The 24,637-nt window shown below is 60.0% G+C and carries 21 protein-coding genes; 11 read left to right on the forward strand and 10 right to left on the reverse strand.

Going from position 1 to position 24,637, the window contains the following annotated elements:
* Window position 1: 1 nt before the first annotated feature.
* From DTW90_RS02355 to DTW90_RS02365, 3 genes are all read right to left on the reverse strand, one after another.
* Window positions 2–2,191 carry an anthranilate synthase gene (locus tag DTW90_RS02355; protein ID WP_149336226.1) on the reverse strand — a complete coding sequence of 730 codons (2,190 nt, stop codon included), beginning with the start codon at window positions 2,189–2,191 and terminating at the stop codon, window positions 2–4.
* 257 nt (window positions 2,192–2,448) lie between these two features.
* Window positions 2,449–3,975 carry an ABC-F family ATP-binding cassette domain-containing protein gene (locus tag DTW90_RS02360; RefSeq protein WP_149336227.1) on the reverse strand — a complete coding sequence of 509 codons (1,527 nt, stop codon included), beginning with the start codon at window positions 3,973–3,975 and terminating at the stop codon, window positions 2,449–2,451.
* Window positions 3,976–4,395: 420 nt separating this feature from the next.
* Window positions 4,396–6,612, reverse strand: coding sequence for a TonB-dependent hemoglobin/transferrin/lactoferrin family receptor (locus DTW90_RS02365; protein WP_149336228.1), 2,217 nt, complete (start codon window positions 6,610–6,612; stop codon window positions 4,396–4,398).
* A 280-nt stretch (window positions 6,613–6,892) separates the two neighbouring features.
* On the opposite strand from DTW90_RS02365, the gene DTW90_RS02370 reads away from it, so the two are divergent.
* From DTW90_RS02370 to DTW90_RS02380, 3 genes are all read left to right on the forward strand, one after another.
* On the forward strand, window positions 6,893–7,738 hold the full coding sequence (locus DTW90_RS02370) for an extensin family protein (protein ID WP_246664874.1): 846 nt from the start codon (window positions 6,893–6,895) through the stop codon (window positions 7,736–7,738).
* 95 nt (window positions 7,739–7,833) lie between these two features.
* Complete coding sequence (locus tag DTW90_RS02375; protein ID WP_149336230.1) at window positions 7,834–8,079, forward strand: hypothetical protein; 246 nt, start codon at window positions 7,834–7,836, stop codon at window positions 8,077–8,079.
* On the forward strand, window positions 8,079–8,369 hold the full coding sequence (locus tag DTW90_RS02380; RefSeq protein WP_149336231.1) for a type II toxin-antitoxin system RelE/ParE family toxin: 291 nt from the start codon (window positions 8,079–8,081) through the stop codon (window positions 8,367–8,369). The genes DTW90_RS02375 and DTW90_RS02380 overlap by 1 nt, the downstream gene beginning before the upstream one ends.
* 15 nt (window positions 8,370–8,384) lie before the next feature.
* On the opposite strand, the gene DTW90_RS02385 is transcribed toward DTW90_RS02380, so the two are convergent.
* The gene (locus DTW90_RS02385) at window positions 8,385–10,064 is read right to left on the reverse strand and encodes a formate--tetrahydrofolate ligase (RefSeq protein ID WP_149336232.1); all 1,680 of its coding nucleotides are present in this window, start codon (window positions 10,062–10,064) and stop codon (window positions 8,385–8,387) included.
* A 223-nt stretch (window positions 10,065–10,287) separates the two neighbouring features.
* On the opposite strand from DTW90_RS02385, the gene DTW90_RS02390 reads away from it, so the two are divergent.
* The gene (locus tag DTW90_RS02390; protein ID WP_132519181.1) at window positions 10,288–10,827 is read left to right on the forward strand and encodes a TIGR00645 family protein; all 540 of its coding nucleotides are present in this window, start codon (window positions 10,288–10,290) and stop codon (window positions 10,825–10,827) included.
* On the opposite strand, the gene DTW90_RS02395 is transcribed toward DTW90_RS02390, so the two are convergent.
* Window positions 10,817–11,806 carry a hypothetical protein gene (locus DTW90_RS02395; protein WP_149336233.1) on the reverse strand — a complete coding sequence of 330 codons (990 nt, stop codon included), beginning with the start codon at window positions 11,804–11,806 and terminating at the stop codon, window positions 10,817–10,819. The two genes, DTW90_RS02390 and DTW90_RS02395, sit on opposite strands and share 11 nt — an antisense overlap.
* A gap of 171 nt (window positions 11,807–11,977) precedes the next feature.
* Entirely contained in the window at window positions 11,978–15,097 is a 3,120-nt protein-coding gene (putA, locus tag DTW90_RS02400) for a bifunctional proline dehydrogenase/L-glutamate gamma-semialdehyde dehydrogenase PutA (protein WP_149336234.1), read from the reverse strand.
* A 112-nt stretch (window positions 15,098–15,209) separates the two neighbouring features.
* On the opposite strand from putA, the gene DTW90_RS02405 reads away from it, so the two are divergent.
* The 3 genes from DTW90_RS02405 to DTW90_RS02415 all read left to right on the forward strand — a co-directional run bounded on the left by DTW90_RS02405 (window position 15,210) and on the right by DTW90_RS02415 (window position 17,041).
* A complete protein-coding gene (locus DTW90_RS02405; RefSeq protein WP_132519175.1) occupies window positions 15,210–15,671 on the forward strand; it encodes an Lrp/AsnC ligand binding domain-containing protein in 462 nt (153 codons plus the stop codon).
* Window positions 15,672–15,807: 136 nt separating this feature from the next.
* On the forward strand, window positions 15,808–16,539 hold the full coding sequence (locus DTW90_RS02410) for a LuxR family transcriptional regulator (RefSeq protein WP_132519172.1): 732 nt from the start codon (window positions 15,808–15,810) through the stop codon (window positions 16,537–16,539).
* Between the two features lie 46 nt (window positions 16,540–16,585).
* Entirely contained in the window at window positions 16,586–17,041 is a 456-nt protein-coding gene (locus DTW90_RS02415) for a diguanylate cyclase (RefSeq protein ID WP_132519169.1), read from the forward strand.
* A 21-nt stretch (window positions 17,042–17,062) separates the two neighbouring features.
* On the opposite strand, the gene DTW90_RS02420 is transcribed toward DTW90_RS02415, so the two are convergent.
* The 4 genes from DTW90_RS02420 to DTW90_RS02435 form a co-directional block, all read right to left on the reverse strand.
* Window positions 17,063–18,199, reverse strand: coding sequence for a DUF2333 family protein (locus DTW90_RS02420; protein ID WP_132519166.1), 1,137 nt, complete (start codon window positions 18,197–18,199; stop codon window positions 17,063–17,065).
* Window positions 18,200–18,310: 111 nt separating this feature from the next.
* Window positions 18,311–19,336 (reverse strand): hypothetical protein, encoded by a 1,026-nt coding sequence (locus DTW90_RS02425; RefSeq protein WP_149336235.1) that lies wholly within the window; start codon window positions 19,334–19,336, stop codon window positions 18,311–18,313.
* An 84-nt stretch (window positions 19,337–19,420) separates the two neighbouring features.
* Window positions 19,421–19,807: a cytochrome c family protein gene (locus DTW90_RS02430; protein ID WP_188079863.1), complete on the reverse strand. Its 387-nt coding sequence runs from the start codon at window positions 19,805–19,807 to the stop codon at window positions 19,421–19,423.
* A gap of 103 nt (window positions 19,808–19,910) precedes the next feature.
* A complete protein-coding gene (locus DTW90_RS02435; protein ID WP_132519157.1) occupies window positions 19,911–20,492 on the reverse strand; it encodes a thymidine kinase in 582 nt (193 codons plus the stop codon).
* A gap of 238 nt (window positions 20,493–20,730) precedes the next feature.
* Here DTW90_RS02435 and choX point away from each other — a divergent pair, with 238 nt between their 5' ends.
* From choX to DTW90_RS02455, 4 genes are all read left to right on the forward strand, one after another.
* Window positions 20,731–21,693: a choline ABC transporter substrate-binding protein gene (gene choX, locus DTW90_RS02440; protein WP_149336237.1), complete on the forward strand. Its 963-nt coding sequence runs from the start codon at window positions 20,731–20,733 to the stop codon at window positions 21,691–21,693.
* A gap of 135 nt (window positions 21,694–21,828) precedes the next feature.
* Window positions 21,829–22,722 (forward strand): choline ABC transporter permease subunit, encoded by an 894-nt coding sequence (choW, locus tag DTW90_RS02445; protein WP_149336238.1) that lies wholly within the window; start codon window positions 21,829–21,831, stop codon window positions 22,720–22,722.
* Window positions 22,719–23,774 (forward strand): choline ABC transporter ATP-binding protein, encoded by a 1,056-nt coding sequence (gene choV, locus DTW90_RS02450; protein ID WP_132519148.1) that lies wholly within the window; start codon window positions 22,719–22,721, stop codon window positions 23,772–23,774. Before choW ends, choV begins: the two co-directional genes overlap by 4 nt.
* 41 nt (window positions 23,775–23,815) lie before the next feature.
* Window positions 23,816–24,565 (forward strand): pyridoxamine 5'-phosphate oxidase family protein, encoded by a 750-nt coding sequence (locus tag DTW90_RS02455; protein ID WP_149336239.1) that lies wholly within the window; start codon window positions 23,816–23,818, stop codon window positions 24,563–24,565.
* The last annotated feature ends 72 nt before the right edge of the window (window positions 24,566–24,637 follow it).

Genomic DNA, 24,637 nt, shown 5'->3' on the forward strand with positions numbered 1-24,637 from the left:
CTCACGCCGCCTTGGTCTTCGCCCTTCTTGCCAGATGTGCCACCACATTCTCGATCATCCGCATGCCGGCATCGCCGCCGAGCGTCATGATCGATTCCGGGTGGAACTGCACCGCGGCGATCGGCTCCTTGGCGTGCTCGATACCCATGATCGTGCCGTCCTCGCTCTCCGCCGTGATGATGAAATCACGCGGCAGCGTCGAGGGATCGGCGAAGATGGAATGGTAGCGGCCGACGGTCACTTCCTTGCCAAGGCCGGAGAAGACAAGGCCGGGTTCCAGCACGCGGATGCGCGACGGCTTGCCGTGCATCGGCAGCGCCAGATGGCGTAGCTCGCCGCCATAGGCTTCCGCCAGCGCCTGCAGACCGAGGCAGACGCCGAAGATCGGCAGGTTGCGCGCCCGCGCCTTCTTGATCGTCGCCTTGCAGTCGAAATCCTTGGGATTGCCAGGGCCAGGCGACAGAACGACGAGATCCGGGTTAAGCCGGTCGAACACTTCCTCGGGAACGGGCGTGCGCACTGTCGAGACGGTCGCGCCCGTCTGGCGGAAATAGTTCGCCAGCGTATGCACGAAGCTATCCTCGTGGTCGATCAGCAGGATATTGACGCCCTTGCCGACGGCGGCGACGTCGCGGCTCGCCTTGCTCGAATTGCCGGCCTTGGCATCACGGATGGCGGAAAGCATGGCGGAGGCCTTCAGTTCGGTTTCGGCTTCTTCTTCCTCGGGAATGGAATCGTTCAACAGCGTCGCTCCTGCCCGCACTTCGGCAATACCATCCTTGATGCGCACGGTGCGCAGCGTAAGCCCGGTGTTCATGTCACCATTGAAGCCGACCATGCCGATCGCGCCACCATACCATGCGCGCGGGCTCTTTTCATGCGCCTCGATGAAGCGCATCGCCCAGAGTTTCGGCGCGCCTGTAACAGTCACTGCCCATGCATGGGACAGGAAGCCATCGAAGGCGTCCATGTCGTCGCGGAGCCGTCCCTCGATGTGATCGACGGTGTGGATCAGGCGCGAATACATCTCGATCTGGCGGCGACCGATGACCTTGACGGAGCCCGGCTCGCAGACACGGCTCTTGTCGTTGCGGTCAACGTCGGAGCACATGGTCAGCTCGGATTCGTCCTTCTTGGAGTTCAGCAACTTCAGGATCTGCTCGCTATCGGCAATCGGATCCTCGCCACGCTTGATCGTGCCCGAGATCGGGCAAGTCTCGATGCGGCGGCCGGAGACGCGCACGAACATCTCAGGCGAAGCGCCGACGAGATATTCCTGGTTTCCGAGGTTGATGAAGAAGGAATAGGGCGACGGGTTGATCGCCTTCAGCCGCTTGGAAATATCGGACGGCTTGCTCTCGCAGCGCTCCATGAACTTCTGGCCGGGCACGACTTCGAAGAGATCGCCCTTGCGGAAGCTTTCCTTGGCCTTGGTGACCAGCCCGGCGTATTCGCCCGGCTTGTGATCGCTCTTCGGCGGAATCGCATCGGTGCGCACGAACGGCTCCGGCGCGATATCGCCGGCCTTGCCCTCGGTCGTGCCCCCCCCCTTCTCGAAGTCATAGCGGTCGATCCAGGCCTTGGCCGAATAGTTGTCGACGACCAGGATTTCGTCCGGCAGGTAGAGCACCATGTCACGCTGGTCGGAGGGCCGCTCCAGCTTCAGGTTGATCGCGTCGAACTGGAAGGCGAGATCGTAGCCGAAGGCACCATAGAGCCCGATGGCGGCATCAGCCTGCGAATAGAAGAGATCGGTAACGGCGCGAAGAACGGTGAAGACGGTCGGCATCTTCGAGCGCTCTTCCTCAGTGAAGACGCGATCCGGCAGCTTGACTGTCAGGTCCAGTCGGCGAGCGGTCAGGATGCCGAGTTCCAGCTCGGAGACGGTCTTCAGCCGCTCCGTGATAAAGCCGAGCAGCACTTCGCCGCGCTCATTATAGGCTTCGATCCAGACATTGCGGCCATTGCAGGAAATGCCGAGCGGCGGATCGACGATAGCAGTGTCCCAGCGGGTATAGCGGCCCGGATATTCGTAATTCGACGAGAAGACAGCGCCGCGGCGCTCGTCGAGCTTGTCGATATAGGACGAAACAGCGTCAGCATAGGGAATGGCCCTGCGCTGCCGGGTGACGGATATGCCACCCTTGGTTTCGTAAATCTCCGCACCATCATCCCGCAGGATCGTAACCATTCTTCCTCACTCCATTCCTCGGGGCCCAGACGACAGGCGCTTTAAAACAAAAAAGCCGCCTCGAAGTTTCGGGCGGCTCACTCGTCGTCGTCTTTGGACACGATTGGTCGAGGCCGCCTCAGCGAGCCCACCACCACGATGCAATGTTCAAGGACGTGTTCATGGGCCAAATTGTTAGCGTGAGACGCGCCGATGCGCAAGCGGCAATTCCGAGGAAAGTTTCGGCCAGCAGCAAGCTGCCCGAAACCCCTGAAAACTCAGGCCTCTTGCCTTGCCGCGGCGAAGAAATCCTCAGGATCATCGACCTCGACGAGCCGCTTTCGCTCGATCCGCCAGAAGCGGTTGCCGACGGCGCGAACGAAGCTTCTGTCGTGCGAAACCAGCAGGCAACTGGCCTCCTGCGCCATCAGCTCGCTTTCCAGCGCCTCCTGCCCCTCGATATCGAGGTGATTGGTCGGCTCGTCGAGCAGGTAGAAATTCGGGTTGCGAAGCCTCAGCACCAGCATCGCAAGCCTGGATTTCTGGCCACCGGAAAGGCGACCGACTGCCCGGCCCTGCATCTCGACATCAATGCCCGCACCGGCCAGAAGGCTGCGCGCCCGCGGCTCGCCAAGCTCGAAGAGCCGCGTGACGACGCCAAGCGGCGTATCGCCATCGCCCAGCCCTGCCAGGGCCTGATCGCTGTAGCCGAGCACAAGCGACGGCGTCGCCTTGATCCCTTCCGGTCCCGACCCCTGCCCCTCGATTGCCCTGCGAATCATCTCGACCAGCCGCGACTTGCCCGTTCCGTTCTGCCCGAGCAATACGACACGGTCGCCCTGACGAATCCATTGCTTGCCCGTCCTGAAAAGCAGTGTTCCATCAGGCGTCGTCACATCCGCATTATCGAGCGTCACGAGGATCTTTGCCTGTGTCTCCCGGCTCGCGAGGCGGATCGCGCCCGAGGAACGCTCCTGGTAGCCCGGACGCGCGGCGTCCTCCAGCCGTTCCGCCCGCTGCTTCAGCTGCTTCGTCTTGACCGTTAGCAGGTCACTGCCGGAGTTGATGCCGAGATTGTTGAGCTTGGCCGCCTGCCGCCGCAGTTGCTGCGCAACCTTCATATCCTTCTGGAAACGCCGTTCCTCGGATGCATCGGCCTCATCCAGGGCCTCCCTCGCCCTGTTATAGGGCAGCTGGAAGACCTGCGATTGCTCTGCGCGCAGGAAAAGCGTCCGGTTGGTCACAGCATCCAGAAATGCCCGGTCGTGGCTGGAGAGCAGCACGGCTGTCTCGCGCGGCAGGGCGTTCAGCCAGTCCTCCAGGAGCGCGATCTTGGCAAGATCCAGATGGTTGGTCGGCTCATCCAACAGGAGCACGTCCGGTTCGGTGACGGCGACGCGGGCAAGCAGCGCCAGCCGCTGCCATCCGCCGCTGAGCTCGGCGATCGCCCTCTCGCGAAAGGCTGTGGGCACGTCGAGTTGATCCAGCACGACATCCACCCGCCAGCTCTCGCTATCCGCCTGCTCTGCCGGCAGCGCCTGTCTGACTGCCTCATTAAAGGACGCGGTCATCAGCCGCTCGGGCATATTTTGCTCGACATAGCCGATAGTCAGGCCGCGCGACCGCGTCATGTCGCCCGTGGTCGGGTCGAGCCGGCCGGCGATGCAGTTGAGAAGCGTGGATTTGCCCCTGCCATTGGCAGCGACGATGCCGACGCGGTCTCCCGCATTCAGCGCGAAATTAAGATTGGAAAAGAGTGGCGCACCGAGTGTGACGCCGAAATTGCGCAAACTAATCAAAGCCATGATCGTTCTCTGGTCTATCCGAGGAGACGTCAGCTCGCGCCCGTCCAGGGATCGCTGAGGTTGATGCCGGGCCGATGCATCATTGTGGCATCGGCCGTTTTCTCGGTAATTGTCAGGAAGCAGACACACGAACGCGAAGTGTTCGGCGCCGCCTTGCCATCAAGGGCAGACCAGAAAGGATATGAGTGAGCTACGGCCTCTGATCAGCCCTGCAAACGCATCCGCAGGGCATGTCTCGGGCCGAACTGGCGATTGCGCCAGAAATACGTGATCATTTTGCGGCCCTCCTTTCTTTTCAAGAAACTGTGCGCTTTCAATACCATCACTGCGCGCAGCGCACAACTCCAGGCATCGGATGGCGCAGACAAAAAAGGGCGATGCCGCAGCACCGCCCAGGTTGGTCAGGCTGCAAACCTGTGATCAGAAGCGCTGGACGAGCGAGATCTTGAAGGTCCGGCCGGGCTCGGAATAGAACTCCCGCGCCTGCGAGAGCGTGCCCTGCGTGTTGAGCGCGTCGTAGTAGGTCTGATCGAAGACGTTGTAGACGCCGGCATTGACGCGCAGGCCTTTCAGCTTCTCTGGCTGCCACCAGCCGGTCAGATCGACGATGCCGTATCCGGGAACGCGATAGGTATTGCCGCTCTTCTCGAAATCTCTCGCCGCCGCGATGAAGGTCACATCGGTACCCCATGTGTCGGTCGCATAGCCGACGCCGATCGAGCCCTTGGCCGGCGCGACCGAGTTCACGTATTCGCCCGTGTCCATGTCCCGGCCGTTGGCATAGGCAAAAGCGCCGTTGATATGGATGCCGTTATTGAAGGTCTTGTGGGCGTTCGCCTCGAAACCATAGATGCGGACATTGGCGCGGTTGAAGTATTCGGTGATACCGAGCGGATAGGTGCCCGTCGTATCGGGGACGCTGTAGGTGTCGATGAAGTTCTTGTAGCGGTTATAGAAGACGCCAAGATGGCCGCCGAAATCCTGGTCGCCGAGATTGGCGCCGACTTCGATGCCATTGCTCGTCTCGGGCTTGAGATCGGGATTGCCGATGCTCAGATAGCCGCCCGGAACGCCGTAGTTCTCGTAGAGTTCGGTGACATTCGGCGCACGGAAGGCCATGGCCCACTGCGCATAGAATTCCACGTCGTTCTGCGGCTCGAAGGAGGCGCGCAGCTTCGGCGAGAAGCGGTTGTCGGACTGGCCGGGCTCGAGCCCGTTATAGTTGGAGCTGTCCTGGTAGGCCTGTGTGTTCTTCGGCGTGTAGTCATACCAGTCGAAGCGCAAGCCGGGCGTCAGTGAGAAGCGGCTATCGCCAAGCGCGATCTTGTCGTCGACGAAGCCGCCGATCTTCTTGCCGTCCACGTCAGGCATATCGGACTGGTTGGTGTGCAGGAAGCTGCAGGTACTGAAGGGTGAGAATGGTCCCGGCCCGCAGTTGTCATCACCAGCCGAATATTGCGTCGTCTTGGTGAAGGAAGCGTCGAGGCCGAAGGTCACCTTGTGATGCAGGGTTCCTGTGTCGAAGGACTTCGAGGCATTGCCGTTGAAGCCGAAGGTGCGGTCTTGCATGGTGTTGCGGCGCCAGTAGTCACCGATGACCGAGGTGTAGCGGTAAGCGTCCTGACCATCCTCGCGCAGCAAGCGCTGCCAGTAGAAGACGGCATTCGCCGTGTCGAACAGGGAGTCGTCGTCGGTCGACTCGAAGTTATAGTCAAGCGACACGCGATCTCGCTTGATGTCTTCGGAGCCGCTGTCCTGGCCGGGGCGGTAGTTGCCCGTCAGGCTCTGGGCACTCTTCAGATCCGTCGTCTGGTCCTTGTCGTAATGCTCGGCCGTCAGGCCGAAGGTACCGGCGCCGTCGGTATATTGGCGCAGCTTGAAGAGATAGTTGCGGCTGTTGTAATCGGCCGGGTTCGCCTCGGTGCGCGTCGCGCCGTATCCGCCGACATCGCCGTTGCTTTCCAGCTCATGCCCCTTGGTATAGCCGCCCTGGAAGAGCACAGCGGTGTTGTCGATCCGCTTGGCAATAGCGGCCGAGCCGCCGAAGCTGCGGTCGTCGCCGTTGTAATCCAGCTTGAAGACGCCGCCCCAGGTCTTGCCCGGATCGATCAAATCTTCCGGCTCCAGCGTGCGCAACACCAGTGCGCCGCCAAGGGCACCGCCACCGGCACGGCTGGAATCGGCGCCGCGCACGACGTCCACCGTCGACAGCGTGTTGAAGTTGAAGCTGTTGATACCGCCATCGGCGCCGCGAGCGCCATCGAGCATATAGGGGATCGGAATTCCGTCGATCGTCGTGAGCACGCGGTCGTCTTCCAAACCGCGGATATTGACGCTGCCACTCGTGCGGTCGAAGCCGACGCCGAGCTCGGTGCTACGGCCGAGATCCTCGATGCGATTGATCTGCTTGTTGTTGATCTCGTCGGCCGTCGTCTGCGACGCGAGCGGCGTATCCGCGACAGGATCCTTCTTCGGCCTCGCGCCCTTCACGACGATCTTTTGCAGCGTCGTCGCGTCCTTGTTGTCCCCGGCATCGGTCTTCCCCGTGCTGCCTGCCTGCTGCGCAAAAGATACCGTGCCGAGCGCCAGAAACGCCGTGCACGCCAAAAGAACCGAGCGCGATCGCCGGACCACCATAACCATTCCTTTCGAGTGATATCACCGGGCTGGCTGGTCGGTCTGCGCTAGGCTTTCCAAGGGGCTGGCTGGGTTCGTTCTTAGAGAGAGACGGAGCAATTTCCGCCTTCGTTCTGCCGCATAAAAAACATGAGTATGATTGTCAATATATCGACCGCTCATAAACATGATTAAAATTATCATATTTAAAGGCGAACATGCCCTCGTTGCGAAATTGCAACGAAAACCGCTGCCAGCGCGTTCTTTCCCCAAGCGATACCACCGATGGGTGAGGAACGAGATGCGGTTGAAGATGACGCTTGCCTTTGCCTGCCTGGCCATTCTGACAGGCACTTCCCTGCCGGAAACCGGCCCCCTGCCCGAGATAAAGCCGGATACGGAAGACACGCAGCCCACCCCGCCGGAAACACCGATACCGCAGGAAAAGCCGGCTGAAAAACCGGCGGCAGGAAAACCCGCCACCCCTTCCGATGCGGAGCAGGCGCCCGAAGAAACGGCGCCGGCCGAAGAGAAGGCCGGCGAAATGCAAGGACCGCCGAAGCCGCCCCTGACGATCGCCTCGGAACCGGACGATGAGCATCAGGAATGCGAGAAAGAGCTTCAGGCGATGGGCGCTGTGTTCAAGGACGTCCCGCGGATCGACGACGGCAATGGTTGCGGCATCGACAAGCCGATCTCGCTGACGGAGGCACTTCCCGGCATCAAGCTGAAACCGGAAGGCACGATGCGCTGCCAGACTGCGCTGGCGCTCGCCCACTGGATGAAACAGAGCGTCATCCCATCTGGCGAAGTGGCGTTGAAAGATGCCGGTCCGATCGTCACCATCAACCAGGCCTCGACCTATATCTGCCGCCTACGCAACAACGCGACGACGGGCAAGATCTCCGAGCACGCCCGCGGCAACGCGGTCGATGTCGCAAGCTTCACCTTCCAGGACGGCACGGTTGTCGCAGTCCAACCGCGCAAGGAAGATTCAACGCTGACAGGCGCCTTCCAGCGCGCCGTCAGCGCCGCCGGCTGCCTCTACTTCACGACAGTCCTCGACCCCGAAAGCGACGCCAACCACGAGCACCATTTCCACCTCGACGTCATCGAAAGACACGGCGGATTCAGGTATTGCCATTGATGGAAAGCGATTCCGCATCAAACAGTTGTGTTTCCCGCTTGAATCGAGGTCGCAACGACTTAAACTGACGCCCGAACACTGACGAGGCGCTATCCATGACGCTGCTGAAATTGCAAATTCAGAACGCGACTGCTTTCCGGCTCGACCATCTGGCGAAGCAGCGCAACGTCTCGCCGGAAGAAATGGCGGCGTCGGCGATCGAGGAGTTTGTCGAGCGCGAGGAGTGGCAGATTGAAGAAATCCAATCCGGCCTCAGGGAAGCCGACGCGGGTGATTTTGCATCCCCCGATGAGGTAGCCGCCGTTCGTGCCAAGTTCTCCGGCACCAAATCGTCCGATTGATGAGCACACCACTTCGCGGGACCAGACGTGCGCTTGCCCGCCTGAATTACATCGGAACCTACATCAGCCAGGACAATCCCGCTGCCGCAGAGGCGGTCGTGAGCCGCATCGCAGATGCGGCAGACCTACTCTGTGATTTCCCAAACCAGGGGCGATCCGGACGCGTCGAGGGCACAAGGGAACTCATCCTTGCTGATCTGCCCTACATCATTGTCTATCGCCTTCGCGATCAGGACATAGAAATCCTGACGGTCATGCACACCTCGCGGCGCTGGCCCAAGGACTTCTGACGTCAGGCCGAACGGCTAAAACAGCCCTTCCACATACCCCTGATCATTCAGGAAAATCCGCTCGGCGGAAGGCACGCTTGGCAGGCCCGGCATGGTGCGGATCTCGCCCGTGATCGCAACGACGAAGCCGGCGCCGGCCGAGAGCCTGACTTCGCGAACGTGAACGACATGCCCCTCCGGCGCGCCGCGCAGATTGGGATCCGTCGAGAAGGAATATTGTGTCTTGGCGATGCAGACGGGCAAGTGGCCGTAGCCCCGCTCCTCCCAGGCGATCAGCTGATCGCGCACCGCCTTGTCGGCCGTCACCTCGCCCGCGTGATAAATCTTCGAGGCGACGATTTCGATCTTTTCGAACAGCGAGAGATCGTCGGGATAGAGCGGCTGGAATTTCGCCTGATCGGATTCGGCAAGCTCCACGACCTTGTAGGCAAGGTCCTCGATGCCGGCGGAACCCTCTGCCCAGTGGCGGCAGAGGATCGCTTCGGCGCCGAGCCGCGAGACATAATTCTGCACGGCGGCGACCTCCGCATCGGTATCCGAAGTGAAGTGGTTGATGGCGACGACGACGGGAACGCCGAACTTGCGGACATTCGCAAGATGCCGGCCGAGATTGGAGCAACCCTTCACCAGCGCCGCGACATTCTCCGTTCCCAGATCTTCCTTGGCGACCCCGCCATTCATCTTCAGCGCCCGCACGGTCGCGACGATGACGGCTGCATCCGGCTTCAGGCCGGCCTTGCGGCACTTGATGTCGAAGAATTTCTCAGCGCCGAGATCCGCGCCGAAGCCTGCTTCGGTCACGACATAATCGGCGAGTTTCAGCGCCGTGCGCGTGGCGATGACGGAATTGCAGCCGTGGGCGATATTGGCAAAGGGTCCGCCATGGACGAGCGCCGGGTTGTTCTCCAGCGTCTGCACGAGGTTCGGCTGCATGGCATCCTTCAAAAGCACAGCCATCGCTCCGTCAGCCTTCAGGTCGCGGGCATAGACCGGTGACCGGTCACGGCGATAGCCGACGATAATCTCGCCCAGCCGCCGTTCGAGATCCTTCAGGTCGGAAGCAAGGCAAAGGATCGCCATGACTTCGGACGCAACGGTGATATCGAAGCCGCTCTCGCGCGGAAAGCCGTTGGCAACGCCGCCGAGCGAGGAGACGATTTCGCGTAGCGCCCGGTCGTTCATGTCCATCACTCGCCGCCAGGTCACGCGGCGACTATCGATGTTGAGCGCATTGCCCCAATAGATGTGGTTGTCGACCATGGCGGCGAGCAGATTGTGCGCCGAGGTGATGGCGTGGAAGTCGCCGGTGAAATGCAGGTTGATGTCTTCCATCGGCACGACCTGTGCATAGCCGCCGCCGGCAGCGCCACCCTTGGTGCCGAAGCAGGGGCCGAGCGAAGGCTCGCGCACGCAGATGACAGCGTTTTTGCCGATGCGGTTCAGCCCGTCGCCGAGGCCGACCGTCGTGGTGGTCTTGCCCTCGCCTGCGGGGGTCGGGTTGATCGCGGTAACAAGGATCAGTCTTCCGTCTTTCTTGCCTTCCTGGGATGCAATGAAATCGGCGCTGATCTTTGCCTTGTCATGGCCATAGGGAGCCAGCTGATCCGCCGGAATGCCGAGCCGGTCGCCGATCTCGTAGATCGGCTTTTTGACTGCCGCGCGCGCAATTTCAATATCGGATTTCACCACTGCCATGACACTTCCCCATAGACTGATCGGCGCATGTCGCCTTGGCTTGGCAATAACCGAAAAAGAGGCGGCCGTGAACAGATTTGCCGCTATGAGACGCGTAAACGTCGCCTTCAGGCTGTATCTAAAGCAGCCGCAATAGAGCTGGGCTTGCAGATCGAGACGCGGATACCTTAATTCTTGCTCGAAAGCCAAAGCACCAAAACCAAAACGACGGAGCCGCAACGAGATGAAATCCCTGGAACTGCTGGTCGAGCGAATCATCCTGTCGAGCCGCTGGATTCTCGTCGTCTTCTATATCGGCCTCGCAGCCGCTCTTGCGCTCTATGCCCTGTCCTTCGGCTACAAGTTCCTCAAGGTCGCCATCCATGTCTTCGATTACGAGGAGGCGGACATGATCCTGGCCATGCTCGGCCTCATCGACGCGGCGCTGGTGGCAAGCCTGATCGTGATGGTGATGATCTCGGGCTACGAAAACTTCGTCAGCCGCTTCGACGAGCCGGATGAAAAGGTTTCCTTCATCGGCAAGCTCGACAGCGGCAGTCTGAAGATCAAGGTCGCCTCCTCGATCGTCGCCATCTCCTCGATCCACCTGCTGCAGGTCTTCCTCAATGTCACGCAATATGACAACAGCAAGCTGATGTGGCTTACCTTCATCCACCTCGCATTCGTGGTGTCTGCGCTGCTGCTGGGCTTCCTAGAGCAGATCATGGCAAAGGCGAAGGGCAAGGATTACTCAGCCAAGCCCGCAACCGAAGTCAAAGAATGACTTCGTCGTTTCCTGTCGTCGGCAACTGGACGGGCTGTGACGGAGAAGTCTGCGGCGGCGTCTGAGGCGCCGGGTCCGTTGCCGGCAGCACGGGCGGCGTGGAAACCGGGGCCGGCGGCGGTGTCGGTGGCGCAGGATGCAGGGCAGCGATGCAGCTCGCAATCGTCTTGCCGTCGGCGCAACCATTGACGAGAACGAGGTCGTCAGCCGATTCCTGCTCCGTCGTCATCTTGATCTGGATGGCCTCATCCTGTTTGATCAACCGGATGGAAGAAGGCGTGGCGCTCATCATCATGTCGAAGATCGCGTCGTCGATACCCATCTTGTCGAGATAGGCGATCAGCGCCGCCTTCTGCTTCTTGCCGAGCTTGGTCGTATCGTGCTGGCCGACGATCTTGCGGCCGATTTCCTTCTGCGAAAGGATCTTCTTCCGGCCATTGACCATCTGGTATTCGGTGCGGTAGCGGACGCGCTCCTCGCGGTAGGTGGTGGTAATCTGATGCACGCCGATCAGCGCGAAGGGGCTGGCAATGCGCCGAACGCCGCCTGCAAGCAGCAGCGGACAGGCTGAAAAGCATACAGCACCCGAGGAATAGACCTCACCCGTTGCCGAACCATCCTTGCTGCGTCCGGACGTGCAAAACGGATCGGTATACCCGCATCCGGACAATCTGCTGCCGCCAACGGCGACGGACAGGCCCTTCTTGCGGATCACCAGGCCCATCTCCATCGCGGCGGCGACGTCGCCACCGGGAGAGCGGACGATGATCGGCAGCTTTTTCTTGCCGACCGTCTTCAGGATTTTCTGTAGCTTCTTCGGCGTATCGGCCTTGATCTGCCCTTCGGCCGCAATCCAGTCCGCACATGTCCCGTCACGATCGCAATAGGCCGCATCGCCATGAACGAGCACGAACTCCATGGGCCGGTCGAGCGGAGAGTCCTCCGCACTGACCGAACCGAGAGGCACAACGGCAAGCATTGAGGCTGCGGCAAAGCACACCGCCCCATCACGGCACCAGGACAAAAGCCGACGAAAAAGGACTGGGATCATCAAACCTGAAACACCGGTTGCAGCCGCATTTCAGCGATCGATAGCAATGACGCTAGGCTTCTGCAAGTCACAAGCGCTCGACCCGGACGTTTTCGCGGCTCAGCCTTCTCCCATCGCAATAAGGCTGGCATTTCCGCCCGCCGCTGCGGTGTTGACCGAGACGACCTGCTCCAGCGCAAACCGCAGCAAATAGGCTGGGCCGCCCGCCTTGAAGCCCGTGCCCGACAGGCCGGAGCCGCCGAATGGCTGCGTGCCGACGACCGCGCCGATCATATTGCGGTTGACGTAGACGTTGCCGGTGTCGAGGGCATCGGCGACGGTACGCACCGTTGCCTCGATGCGGCTGTGGACGCCGAGCGTCAGACCGTAACCGGAAGCATCGATCTCGGCGAGCACCTTCGACAGGTCCCTCGCCTTCCACTTGACGATGTGCAGCACCGGCCCGAAGACCTCCTTCGTCAGCGCGCCGGCCTTGTCCAGCTCGACGATGTGCGGAGCAAAGAAGCTGCCGCCCGAGGGCGCCTTGCCAGCAAAACGCACCTTCTGCGTCTTCTGCATGTCGGCAATATGCGTTTCCAGCATCGCCTTCTGCTTGTCGTCGATGATCGGACCGACATCGGTGTTGGCAAGGCTCGGATCGCCGAGCTTCAGCTCACGTGCGGCCCCTTCGATCATGGTCGTCATCTGTTCGGCCACGTCTTCCTGTAGGAAGAGCAACCGCAGCGCCGAGCAGCGCTGGCCGGCGGAACGGAAGGCGGAGAGAATGACGTCATCCGCCACCTGCTCCGACAGCGCCGTCGCATCGACGATCATCGCATTGAGGCCGCCGGTCTCGGCGATCAGCGGCACGATCGGGCCATCCTTGGCAGCCAGCGCCCGGTTGATCGCCCAGGCGGTCTTCGTCGAGCCGGTAAAGGCAACGCCAGCCAGGGCGGGATGCGCGGTGATCGCGGCGCCCACATCGGGTCCTCCGGGCACGAGCAGCAGCACGTCTTCGGGCACACCGGCCTGGTGGAAGAGCTTAACCGCCTCATAAGCGATCAGCGGCGTCTGGGGCGCGGGCTTGGCGATGACGGCATTGCCGGACACCAGCGCTGCAGAAACCTGTCCCAGGAAGATGGCAAGCGGGAAATTCCAAGGCGAGATGCAGGCAAAGACGCCGCGACCGCGCCAAAGGTAGCGATTGTCCTCGCCGGTCGGTCCCGGCATCTTCTGTGGCGAACCGAAATGGCGGCGCGCCTCTCCGGCATAGGAGCGGCAGAAATCGACCGCCTCGCGGATTTCGGCAATGCCGTCATCCAGCGTCTTGCCGCCTTCCGCCGCCAAGAGGGCTAGCAGCCGGTCGCGATTGCTTTCCAGAAGATCCGCCATGCGCTCAAGCGCAGCAGCGCGGTCTTCGACAGGCTTGCGCGACCAGGCCTTGAATCCCTTGGCACCGACCGCGAAGGCCTTGTCGACATCGGTCGCCGTCGCGTTGTGGACAGTGCCGACGGTCTTTGTGTGATCCGACGGCGAAACGACCGGGACTTCCGATCCCTTGAGAACGACCCCGGGGATCAGCGGCTCGGCCTTGATGCTGCCCGCGCCCTTGCCGACATTGGCCTGCAGCTTTGCGAGCGTCTGACGATGCCCGAATTCCAGGCCAGCGCTGTTCTTGCGCTTGCCGTAGAGATCCAATGGCATGGGGATCTTGCCATTGCGGGTGCTTGCGCCGACATCGAGCTGCAGCTTGGTGGCCGGCCGTTCCAGCAAAGCCTTGATCGGCACGTTCTTGTCGCCGGCCATCGCCACGAATGAGGAGTTCGCGCCGTTTTCCAGCAGGCGACGAACGAGATAGGCAAGCAGGTCGCGATAGCCGCCAACAGGCGCATAGATGCGGCAGGCAATCCGGTCATTGCCAGACAGAAGGTGGTTATAGAGCGCCTCGCCCATGCCATGCAGGCGCTGGAATTCGAAGCCGGAGCGATCGTTGCCGGCCAGTTCCAAAATGGTGGATACCGTCAGCGCATTGTGCGTCGCAAATTGCGGGAAGATGCGCGCCCGCTTGTCAAGCAGATGTTGCGCGCAGGCGAGATAGGAAAGGTCCGTCGCCTGCTTGCGGGTCCAGACCGGATAATCGTCGAGACCGCGTTCCTGCGCTCGCTTGATTTCTGTATCCCAATAGGCGCCCTTGACGAGGCGCACCATCATCCGGCGATCATATCTAGCGCAGAGTTCGTCGATATAGTCGATAACGCCGACAGCGCGCTTCTGATAGGCCTGTATCGCAAGGCCGAAACCATCCCAGCCGTCGAGCGACGGATCGGCAAAGACCGCGGCGATGACGTCGAGCGACAGTTCCAGGCGATCGGCCTCTTCGGCATCGACGGTGAAGTTGAGCTGATGGGCCTTGGCCATCTGCGCGAGCTTCAGGAGATCGGGTACGAGTTCCTCCATCACCCGGTCGCGATGGGTGGCGAGATAGCGCGGATGCAGCGCCGAAAGCTTGACTGATATGCCCATGCGATCCGGCAACTGCTTGCCCTTGCCGTTCTTCGCAAGCCAGGTGCCGATCGCCTCGATCGCCATGGCATAGGACTGGAAATAGCGCTTGGCGTCTTCAGCCGTGCGGGCACCCTCGCCCAGCATGTCGAAGGAATGGCGATAGCCCTTCTCCTCGCTCTTGCCGGCGCGCGACAGCGCATCCTTGATGGTTTCGCCGAGAACGAAATGATAGCCGAGGAAGCGCATCGCCTGCTTGGTCGCATTGCGCACGGTCGGCAGGCCGAGCCGCTTTACGAGGCCACGCACGACGCCTTCGGGCGTGTCGCCGGGACGCAGAATGCGGGCCGAGATGCCAAGAGCCCATGCCGAGGCCGAAACAAACCAGCTCTCGGCCTTGCCCTCATGCTCGCTCCATCCGCCTTCCTTCAGCTTGTCCTCGATCAGCTTGTCCTGCGTCAGCGCGTCAGGCACGCGCAGCAGCGCCTCGGCGAGAACCATGAGGGCGAGCCCTTCGCGCGTTGAAAGTCCGTATTCGCGCAGGAAATCCTCGACCCCGCCGATCGAACCGGAATTGGCGCGGATTGCCTCGATCATGCCGGAAGCGCGCTTGTCGATGGCGGCATCCTGGCTCTCGGAAAAGGAAAGCTCGTCGGCGAAGCGATTGAGAAGCCGGTCGTCGTCTCCGGCGAAAGGGGCATTGAAAAGTGGCATTGCTGGCGAAGTCTGACTCGGCATGAAGGATTCTCCGTGATTTCAGCAACATAGCTATAGGCTTCTGGTGCTTTTCACCAAAATAGCGCATCATTGCAGCAGAATTATCTGCACATCACCGACAAGGCAGTGAAAATTGAAAGAACTTGACCGTCTCGACAGAAAGATCCTGCGCGCGTTGCAAAAGGAAGGACGCCTCTCGAACACTGAGCTCGCTGACCGCGTTCACCTGTCGCCGACGGCAACAGCCGAAAGAGTGAAGCGGCTGACACGCGACGGCTACATTATCGGCTACATGGCGATCCTCTCGCCTGAAAAGCTCGGTCGATCTCTCCTCGTCTTCGTACAGGTCAAGCTCGACCGGACGACGCCTGATGTCTTCGATTCCTTTTCAGCCGCGGTGAAGCGCAGCGATGATGTCATCGAGTGCCACATGGTCGCCGGCGGCTTCGACTATCTCGTCAAGGCGCGTGTCGCCGGAATGGAGGCTTACCGGCAATTCCTCTCCGAGGTCATATTGCCCCTGCCGGGAGTACGGGAAACGCATACCTATGCCGTCATGGAGGAAGTAAAAGGGACCTCGCTTCTTCCTGTTTAGAAATGCAAGGTACGGGCAACCCATTGATCATATGAAGATATCATAACGTGTGCTCCAGCCGCTAATTTTAAGGCTAGCATTCCCCTTTAATTCCGCTATTTGATAGCGGTAACACTCGATAGGCACTTACCCACTAATGTCCTATATGATTACCGCCGAGAGACAAATATTGCTTTCCGCCGAGTTGGCGACAGCCCGGACGCAAAGCGCGCTTCTCCAGGCTCTGGAGCGGACGACGGTTGCTTTCGGCTTCAATTATTTCCTGCTGATGAACGCGCCGGCGCCCGAAGATGCTATGCTCGGGCCGCTGATCATCGAAGCCTCGATGCCGCGATCCTTCGTGCGCGATCTTGACCAGGGACAAATGCTTCGAAGCTGCACGATGATCACTCGTGCACGCCATTCGGTTTTGCCGCAATCCTGGCATATGGGGGAAAAGGCGCCGATTCCGGAGATGGAGTTTTCCCGCGATTTCCAGCTTTTGCTGGTCAATTACAAACAATCGATGGGCATAACCGTTCCAGTGAACTCCACCGACGGCCAACGGTTGATCTTCTGGTTCTCGGGAAACCGCACCAGCCTCAGCCAGAGCGAGATGAACGAGCTTGCAATGATCATGTTGCAAGCATCGGACAGCTACAATTCCATCAAGCGCGGCAATGTCTCTCCGCCACATTCGCTTTCGGCCCGCGAGTTGGAGGTGGTTCGTTGGACCGCGCAGGGCAAGACATCGATCGAAATCGGCCAGATCCTCTCCCTCTCGGACCACACGATTAACGCGTACATGACCAATGCCATTAAAAAACTGGATTGCGTGAATCGCACGCAGTTGGTAGCTAAAGCCATCAGGCTGAAGCTCATAAGCTGACAATTCGCAACGCAGCTTCAGCGAAATAATCGCAGTGGGAAGTCTTGTGCCTGTTCGATTCGAGCCGAAGCCCACCATTCAGGATCGGTCCCATGTAGGGATCAGCGATGCGGAAATCGTTCAGATGGTATCCGCGTACAGAAACTTCGGTTTCTGGCGCCTCGACCTGGATGCGGGACATTTCTTCGCTTCCGAAGACGTGTATCGCATTTTCGACTTGCCGTTTTCGACTGGTCCCATGAACCTGGTCGAGACGATGGGGCGTGTCCACGAAGAGGACAAGCAGAACATGATGGAAACCTACGAGCTGGCGAGCCTGCACAAGACGGGTTTTCATCACGCCTATCGCGTCAAGAACGGCATGGGCGGATATAAGATGGTCCGCACCGTCGCTGAATTCCGCAACATTCCGGGGACAAGCGGCGACCTCATCGGCATCACCTATGAATTCGCCGAGCAGCTTAACATCATCGGCTTCACGGAGAAGGACGGGCTACCCTGATAAGGCAGCCCCGTCGAAACATCACCGCGTTCCGAGAACTGCCCTCGTCTCCACGAGGTTCGAGCGCACTCTGAGAATATAGAAGCCCATCGTTGCCAGATGGCTCGGCATGATCCAGCCATCCTCCCGCCCATTGGAGATCATGAACGGCTGGATCTTCAGGGCAGCCTGAAACTGCTTCATCGTATCGCCCCAGAGCGCACCCACGTTTCGCTCGGCAATGACCTGCGAGAAATCCGCGCCCGCGGCGCTCAATATCCCGTAATAGCCGTAGAGCTGTCCATAGGCGAACCAGAAGCGATCGTCGGCGCGCATGTCGAACCAGCCGTAATTGTGGTTCTCCGAACGCTCAGCCAGGATATCGGAAGTGTTGCCGAGGTCGCTGGTGATACGATCGATGAATTCGATCAGATTGTCCGCACGACTGTCGAAAGTGGCATTGCAATTGCCGAGGTCCGTGTTGAACTTGCGCAAACTGTTCATCGCGGCTCGATAATAGCTTGGCGTCGGCGTCTTCGGACCGAATGGCGCAACGCCGAAATACCAGCTGCCTTCATCGAACTGCAGATTGCCGCGAGCCCTTTGCAGATCAGCATTGATACCCGACGTGCCGCGAACGCGACCGAGCGAGTCGACCAGTTCCACTGACGTGCGCCGGATAGCCTGGTTGACGCCACGCTGGAACGAGGCCTTGTTGTCGAGAAACGGGGTGTCGTCCCAATCGATGCCGAAGAAGCCCAGCTTGTAGAGCAGCATCGACGATATCCAGGCATTCTTGTTGACGTTGAAGTCGATGAGGTCGGCCGTTACATCAACGACCGCCGAAGTCTGGCAGGTCTTTGGCGCGGCGCCGTTCGCATTGTTGTCGGCAGCCTGCACTGCCTGCCCTGCGCCCAACTTGCGGTCGCTGAGCTTGTAGCTGTCGATGTAATGCGTGTCGAAGCCGGTCCACGCCTGCGTCTGCCATATGAAATAGACGTAGAGCACAACCATGAGGGCAACGAATGCGGCTATCGGGACCTGGATGATCCAGTTGCGCTGGCGATACCACCCGTGTGCTGCGAGAAAAGGCCAGACAGCCCAAGCGGTGAGAATTCCAAATCCGCGTCCGATGGAGCGGAAAATCCGTCCGAGGAACGCAACGATCGGATCAAGCATGCAAATCTCCTCGCGGGTCGGACTGTAGGCTCGCTACAGCTGGCATGGGTGAGATATGTGTTTGCCGCCGACAGGGCAACCGGCGTCCCCCAGATTTTTTGGCGGGCAACGTCAAGCCTCGGGCGGTGTCGCTTCTTCCGGCTCTCTCTCTTCAGAGGGCAAATCAGCCTGCTTCGGCTCCGGCTCCAACCGTCTCGCGAAAGCCGCATCGACCTTCGCCTTGCGTTCCGCAAGGTTGTACCCGGCAAGCACATTGGCTTCAAAAGCGGCGATCAGCACCTCTACATCAGGCACAGCCTCGTGCCGGATACCTTCGGCCTCCTGGGCTTCCACTGCCTTCAACAGGGCGATGCGCTGTTCGATATCGAGCCTGAGCTTGCTGACCGTCACATTGAGTGCAGCCACCTGCGCGTTCAACGCTTCGACGAATTCCTCGTAGATCGCAATCAGGCGCTGAAGCGTCTCGCGCTCCGGCAGACGGCTGCGTTCCCTCTCCCGATGCATTTCGTCTTCCGCTACAAGTGTACGGAGATCTTCCTCGAAATTCGCGAGGGTCGTCGCATTGCGCGCGGATCCTATCCGGCTCTTTCGGTCTGCGATCTTCGGTATCAGTACATCGATCCGCCGTTGCGATTCCTCGATTTCGAAATCGATCCGCTGACGTCGGTCGATGATCCTCAGCAGATGATCTTCGGAGCTGCGATTGTGTTCGAGGATGGCAGGACGGGCGGAATTCAGCAGGGCATCCAGATACGTCGATACCGACAGCAGGTGGCGGATATCCGACGAGATCGATTGAGGATTTGCGCGACCGCGATGTATCCTGCGGGCAAGAAACCCGGATTTCTCCCGGCCTGCATTCTCATCGAACAGCCGCTCGAATTGAAGCTGCTCGGTCGCGGTCGCGATGTCCAGGGCTTTGACGAGCGCTGCCGCCTGCCCTTTCCATCGTTCCAGCAGGGCAATTGTCTCTCGTACCGTCGCCTCTTCGACCGGCAGATTGATGGCGTCGAGCTTCGCATCGCCCCTGGAATGATCCTTCAGGGCCGCGCCCGAAGCCTCAACGCCCTTGAAGGCATCCTCGAAGACAATACGAGCCTTGTCGATATCACTTGCAAAGGACGACGCCTTGGCCATTTGGACTTTCCGTGAATGCAGATGCGCTCGAAACTAACCTGCCGGACGCACAAAGAAAACGGCTCTCGAAACCAATATCGGGACCTATTGCGCGGCAGCAGGATTTTTCAGATAGGCGATTATATCGTCGAGATCCTTGCTGCTCCTAAGACCCGGGAAGGTCATCCGCGTTCCCTTGACGAGAAATTGCGGGCTGGGAAGATATTGGCGCAGCAGCGCCTCATCCCACACCTTGCCGCCTTCGCTGAAGGCTTTCATGGCTGGGGAATAGCTGTAAGTCGCAACCGACGCGACCGGACGGCCAACCACGCCCATCAGCGATGGCCCCACCTTGTTCACGGGTTCGGTCGCGGTGTGGCAGGCCTGGCATTTCTTGAAGACCTGCGCGCCAGCCTTGGCGTCGCCATCCGCAAGGGATGCACTGGCGGACAGGAGGAGCACCGAAGCGATCAACAGACAGTGTAATCTCATCATTCTCCCCCGGATCGCCATCCGAATCGCTGGCATCATCTTCCCACGGTAAATCATGCCATCCACGGTTTGATGGTGACGCGATGACACGAGTCGCGCGCCCTCACTCTTCTCCCATAGCTTCTTCCCAGTGCCGGCGGCACAGCGACACATACTTCTCGTTACCGCCGACCTCGATCTGGGCGCCCTGGTGAAGGACATTGCCTTCGCTGTCCAGCCTGACCACCATCGTCGCCTTGCGGCCGCAATGGCAGATCGTTCGCACCTCGCGCAGCTCGTCGGCGATCGCCAGCAGCTCCTGCGATGCCGGAAACAGCTTGCCGCGAAAGTCGGTGCGCAAGCCATAGACCATGACCGGCAGGCCGAGCCGGTCGACGACGTGGGCCAGTTGCCAGACATGCTCGGTGGACATGAAATGCGCTTCGTCGACGAAGACGCATGCAAGCGGTGCCTCCGAATGCAGTCTTTCGATCAACACGAAGAGATCGTCATGCGACTCGAAAGGAATGGCTTCGGATTCAAGGCCGATGCGCGACGACACGATGCCCCTGCCGGCGCGCTCGTCGAAGGCGGCGATCAGGATCACGGTGCGCATGCCGCGCTCCTGATAGTTATAGGAGGCCTGCAACAGCATCGTCGATTTCCCGGCGTTCATCGTCGAGTAGTGAAAATACAGTTTGGCCATGAGGATTCTCCTTGATTTCCGCTTCATGAAAGCAGCGGCCGCAGAAGAAAAGCGGTCTTGCGAGAAAACCACAGGAAATGCATTTGCAGGCTCTATGGTGTCGCCGCTCAACGCGAAAAAGCCAATAAAAATGAAGGCGTCGCAATCGGAACCTCCAAACCGCCGCAAATGCGCGCAGGCCGCTTGAAAATGTCGGTTATTGGTGATTGCTTGGGAACGTTAGACTGGGAGTCACACAATGATAAAAACGACTTTAATGACATTCGCCCTTGCTTCAGCCGTTTCTGCGCTGACGCTGGGAGCTTCCGCTGCCTCGGCTGCCGAACCGGCAAGCTGTGCCAACATCCATTTCGCCGAAGTGAGCTGGACCGATATCCAGGCCACGACGGGAACCGCCACCACTATCCTCGATGCTCTCGGCTACAAGACCGACATCAAGGATCTCGATGTTCCGATCGTCTTCCAATCGCTTGCAAACAAGCAGCTTGACGTGTTCCTGGGGAACTGGATGCCGTCGCAGGCGCCCATGATCAAGCAGTATTCGGACGCCAAGACGATCGACACCGTCCGTGCCAATCTCGAGGGCGCCAAGTACACGCTGGCAACCAACGAGTTCGGCGCCAAGCTCGGCATCAAGGACTTTTCCGATATCGCCAAGCACGAAAAGGAACTGGACGGCAAGATCTATGGCATCGAGCCGGGCAACGACGGCAACAAGCTCGTGCTGGACATGATCAGTGCGCACAAGTTCGGCCTCAATGATAAGGACTTCAAGGTCGTCGAGTCTTCTGAACAGGGCATGCTGTCCCAGGTCACCAAGCTCGACAAGGCCAAGAAGCCGATCGTCTTCCTCGGATGGGCCCCGCATCCGATGAATACAAAGTACAAGATGACTTATCTGACCGGCGGCGACGACGTCTTCGGCCCGAACTTCGGCGGCGCGACCGTCTACACCAACACCCGCGCCGGCTATGCCAGCGAATGCTCGAATGTCGGCAAGTTCCTGCAGAACCTTGCCTTCACCCTTCCCATGGAAAACGAGATCATGGGATCGATCATGGATGATGGCATGCAGGGCAAGGACGCCGGCAAGAAGTGGCTCAAGGCGCATCCAGAAACCATCAAGCCCTGGCTCGCAGGCGTGACGACCCAGGATGGCGGCGATGCAGAAGCCGCCGTGAAGAAGGCGCTCGGCCTCTAAGCTCGACTGTACGAGGGGCGGCCCTGCCGCCCTTCCTTTTGGCGGAACATATGCCCGGAAGCCATTGCAGCACATGCGGATGTGCGGCCGGCGCTGGGCATGATGTTATGCTGTAAATTCCAGCGAGGGGACGCTATGGACTGGCTCCAAACATGGCTGCTTGACGACAACTACAAGATCAAGATCGGCAAGGGGGCGCAGGTCGTCGTCGACTGGCTGACGAACAATCTTGCCGGCCTCTTTGACGCGATCTCCACCATTCTCGGCGAATCGATCGACGGCCTGCTCTACGTCCTGCTCGGCACCTTCCTGGAGGGCACGGGCCTTGAGCCCTACTACCCCTTCTTCATGATCGCCGTATTCTGTCTTATCGCCTGGCTCGTGCGCCGCCATGTCGGCGTGGTGATCTTCACGGCACTCGGGCTGCTTCTGATTTACAATCAGCAATATTGGACAGAGGCGATGGAAACCCTGTCGCTGGTGCTGGCGGCAACGGCCGTGTCGATGGTCATCGGCGTGCCGCTTGGCATCCTGGCCGCGCGGCGGGCATGGTTCTACGCCTTCATACGTCCGATCCTGGATCTCATGCAGACGATCCCGACGTTCGTCTACCTCATCCCGGCACTGATTCTGTTCGGCCTTGGCGCCGTCTCCGGCCTGGTCGCAACCGTGATCTTCGCAATCCCCGCACCGATCCGGCTGACACGCCTCGGCATCATCTCGACCCCGCCGGCGCTGATCGAGGCGGCACAAGCCTTTGGCGCAGCGCCGCTGCAGGTTCTGACCAAGGTGGAGCTGCCCTACGCCCTTCCCCAGATCATGGCAGGCGTCACCCAGACGATCATGCTGTCGCTGTCGATGGTGGTCATTGCTTCGATGGTCGGCGCCGAGGGCCTTGGGACGCTGGTGCAGCGAGCACTCGGTCAGATGAACGTTCCGATGGGTTTCGATTCGGGCATGTGCATCGTGATTCTTGCCATCATCCTCGACCGAATCTTCAAGTTCTTTGACGAAGGGGAAACCGCATGACGGCGGCGGTCAAATTCGACGATGTCTGCATCATCTTCGGCAACAAGCCAGACCGCGCTCTGGCCCTTGCGGATGCCGGCAAAAGCCGCGATGAGATCGGCGCACAGACGGGGCTTGTCCTTGGCGTCGCCAATGCCTCGCTGGAAATAGAGGAAGGCGAGATACTCGTCCTGATGGGGCTTTCCGGTTCCGGCAAGTCCACGCTACTGCGCGCTGTCAACGGCCTCGCGCCGGTGGTCCGCGGCAATGTCACCGTTCAATCGGCCAACGGCCCGGTCAACCCCTACAGCCGCAACGCAAAGGCGTTACGGGACCTGCGCATGCACACCGTTTCCATGGTGTTTCAGCAGTTTGCCTTGCTGCCGTGGCGAACGGTGGCAGAGAACGTCGGCTTCGGGCTCGAGCTCGCCGGTGTACGGGAGATGGAGCGCAAGAAGCGCGTCTCCGAGCAGTTGGAACTCGTCAATCTGACGCAATGGGCCGACCGCAAGGTCAACGAGCTCTCGGGCGGCATGCAGCAGCGCGTCGGTCTTGCCCGCGCCTTTGCGACCGGAGCGCCGATCCTGCTCATGGACGAGCCATTCTCGGCGCTTGACCCGTTGATCCGCACGCGACTGCAGGACGAACTGCTGGAATTCCAGCGCCGCCTGAAGAGGACCATCCTCTTCGTGAGCCACGATCTCGACGAAGCCTTTCGCATCGGCAACCGTATCGCCATCATGGAGGGCGGCCGGATCATCCAATGCGGGACGCCCCAGGAGATCGTCAAGAATCCCGCCGACCAGTATGTCGCCGACTTTGTCCAGCACATGAACCCGATCAGCATGCTGACCGCAAAGGACGTGATGCAGCCGGGCCTCGGTCATGCGGCCGCCGGCAGCACGGTCACGGCAACTGCGAAAATCACCACGCCGCTGATCGATATTCTCGACGCCCTCGCCCGCCAGCCGGGCAGTATCGGCGTGGTTGACAACGGCGCCATTATCGGGACGATTTCCGCACAGGATATCGTCGCCGGCCTGACCAGCCATCGGCGCAGGGAAAAGGCCTGATCCATCCGCCTCGCCGCCCAGGCGAGGCTCTGGAGACTATGATGAACGACAGACCGTCGGTATTGCGGGAGACGGATGAGGAGGCGCGCAGGCTCGCGCGCATCCTTCTGCGTTCGACGCAGCATGCCCCTCTTGCCGTCATCGAGCCGGACAGCGGCTTTCCTTCCGTCAGCCGCACCTTGGTGGGGACCGATATCGACGGCGTACCCGTGATTCTCGTATCGGCGCTTTCAGCGCATACGAAAGCGCTCCTGGCCGATCCGCGCGCCTCGCTTCTCGCCGGCGAACCCGGCAAGGGAGACCCGCTGGCGCACCCGCGATTGAGTGTGCAATGCCAAGCAGAAAAAGTTAACCATGACAGCGCGCTTCATGCACGCCTTCGTGGACGATTTTTGGCTCGCCACCCCAAGTCGGCGCTCTATATCGACTTCCGGGATTTCTGTTTTTTCCGCCTCGTGCCTCTCGCAGTGAGCCTCAATGGAGGCTTTGGAAAGGCCTATATTCTGCCCGGGGAAGACCTCCTTATTCGATCCGAGGCGAACGAGGCGATCGCGGCTGACGGCGACATCATAGTGCGAGAATTACTAGAACAGCATCCGCTGATAGTCCGAGGAATCACGGAAAGGTTGAACCAGAAGTCGCATCGAAATGGGCGAATATGTGGCCTGGATGCAGCCGGTTTGGACCTTTTTTGGGGCGAAAACATGCTCCGATATGAGTTTGACAGCCAATTGGAACTCTATAATGGGCCAAATTCATACATATCTAAAATAGAATACTCGATACCTTAAATTTAGGTATATACAATCTTCAGGCTGTGTTGCTATTTTTTAGCATCGGGTAAATTCCCCGGTGAACGAACC

The organism is Neorhizobium sp. P12A, from assembly GCF_008365395.1.
In the GTDB taxonomy this organism is placed as follows: Bacteria; Pseudomonadota; Alphaproteobacteria; order Rhizobiales; family Rhizobiaceae; genus Rhizobium.

Excerpts from the sequence above, each read along its gene's own strand:
- DTW90_RS02355 (WP_149336226.1), bottom strand. The coding sequence starts at position 2,191 with ATGGTTACGATCCTGCGGGATGATGGTGCGGAGATTTACGAAACCAAG.
- DTW90_RS02360 (WP_149336227.1), bottom strand. The coding sequence starts at position 3,975 with ATGGCTTTGATTAGTTTGCGCAATTTCGGCGTCACACTCGGTGCGCCA.
- DTW90_RS02365 (WP_149336228.1), bottom strand. The coding sequence starts at position 6,612 with ATGGTGGTCCGGCGATCGCGCTCGGTTCTTTTGGCGTGCACGGCGTTT.
- DTW90_RS02370 (WP_246664874.1), top strand. The coding sequence starts at position 6,893 with ATGCGGTTGAAGATGACGCTTGCCTTTGCCTGCCTGGCCATTCTGACA.
- DTW90_RS02375 (WP_149336230.1), top strand. The coding sequence starts at position 7,834 with ATGACGCTGCTGAAATTGCAAATTCAGAACGCGACTGCTTTCCGGCTC.
- DTW90_RS02380 (WP_149336231.1), top strand. The coding sequence starts at position 8,079 with ATGAGCACACCACTTCGCGGGACCAGACGTGCGCTTGCCCGCCTGAAT.
- DTW90_RS02385 (WP_149336232.1), bottom strand. The coding sequence starts at position 10,064 with ATGGCAGTGGTGAAATCCGATATTGAAATTGCGCGCGCGGCAGTCAAA.
- DTW90_RS02390 (WP_132519181.1), top strand. The coding sequence starts at position 10,288 with ATGAAATCCCTGGAACTGCTGGTCGAGCGAATCATCCTGTCGAGCCGC.
- DTW90_RS02395 (WP_149336233.1), bottom strand. The coding sequence starts at position 11,806 with ATGCTTGCCGTTGTGCCTCTCGGTTCGGTCAGTGCGGAGGACTCTCCG.
- putA (WP_149336234.1), bottom strand. The coding sequence starts at position 15,097 with ATGCCGAGTCAGACTTCGCCAGCAATGCCACTTTTCAATGCCCCTTTC.
- DTW90_RS02410 (WP_132519172.1), top strand. The coding sequence starts at position 15,808 with ATGTCCTATATGATTACCGCCGAGAGACAAATATTGCTTTCCGCCGAG.
- DTW90_RS02420 (WP_132519166.1), bottom strand. The coding sequence starts at position 18,199 with ATGCTTGATCCGATCGTTGCGTTCCTCGGACGGATTTTCCGCTCCATC.
- DTW90_RS02425 (WP_149336235.1), bottom strand. The coding sequence starts at position 19,336 with ATGGCCAAGGCGTCGTCCTTTGCAAGTGATATCGACAAGGCTCGTATT.
- DTW90_RS02430 (WP_188079863.1), bottom strand. The coding sequence starts at position 19,807 with ATGAGATTACACTGTCTGTTGATCGCTTCGGTGCTCCTCCTGTCCGCC.
- DTW90_RS02435 (WP_132519157.1), bottom strand. The coding sequence starts at position 20,492 with ATGGCCAAACTGTATTTTCACTACTCGACGATGAACGCCGGGAAATCG.
- choX (WP_149336237.1), top strand. The coding sequence starts at position 20,731 with ATGATAAAAACGACTTTAATGACATTCGCCCTTGCTTCAGCCGTTTCT.
- choW (WP_149336238.1), top strand. The coding sequence starts at position 21,829 with ATGGACTGGCTCCAAACATGGCTGCTTGACGACAACTACAAGATCAAG.
- choV (WP_132519148.1), top strand. The coding sequence starts at position 22,719 with ATGACGGCGGCGGTCAAATTCGACGATGTCTGCATCATCTTCGGCAAC.
- DTW90_RS02455 (WP_149336239.1), top strand. The coding sequence starts at position 23,816 with ATGAACGACAGACCGTCGGTATTGCGGGAGACGGATGAGGAGGCGCGC.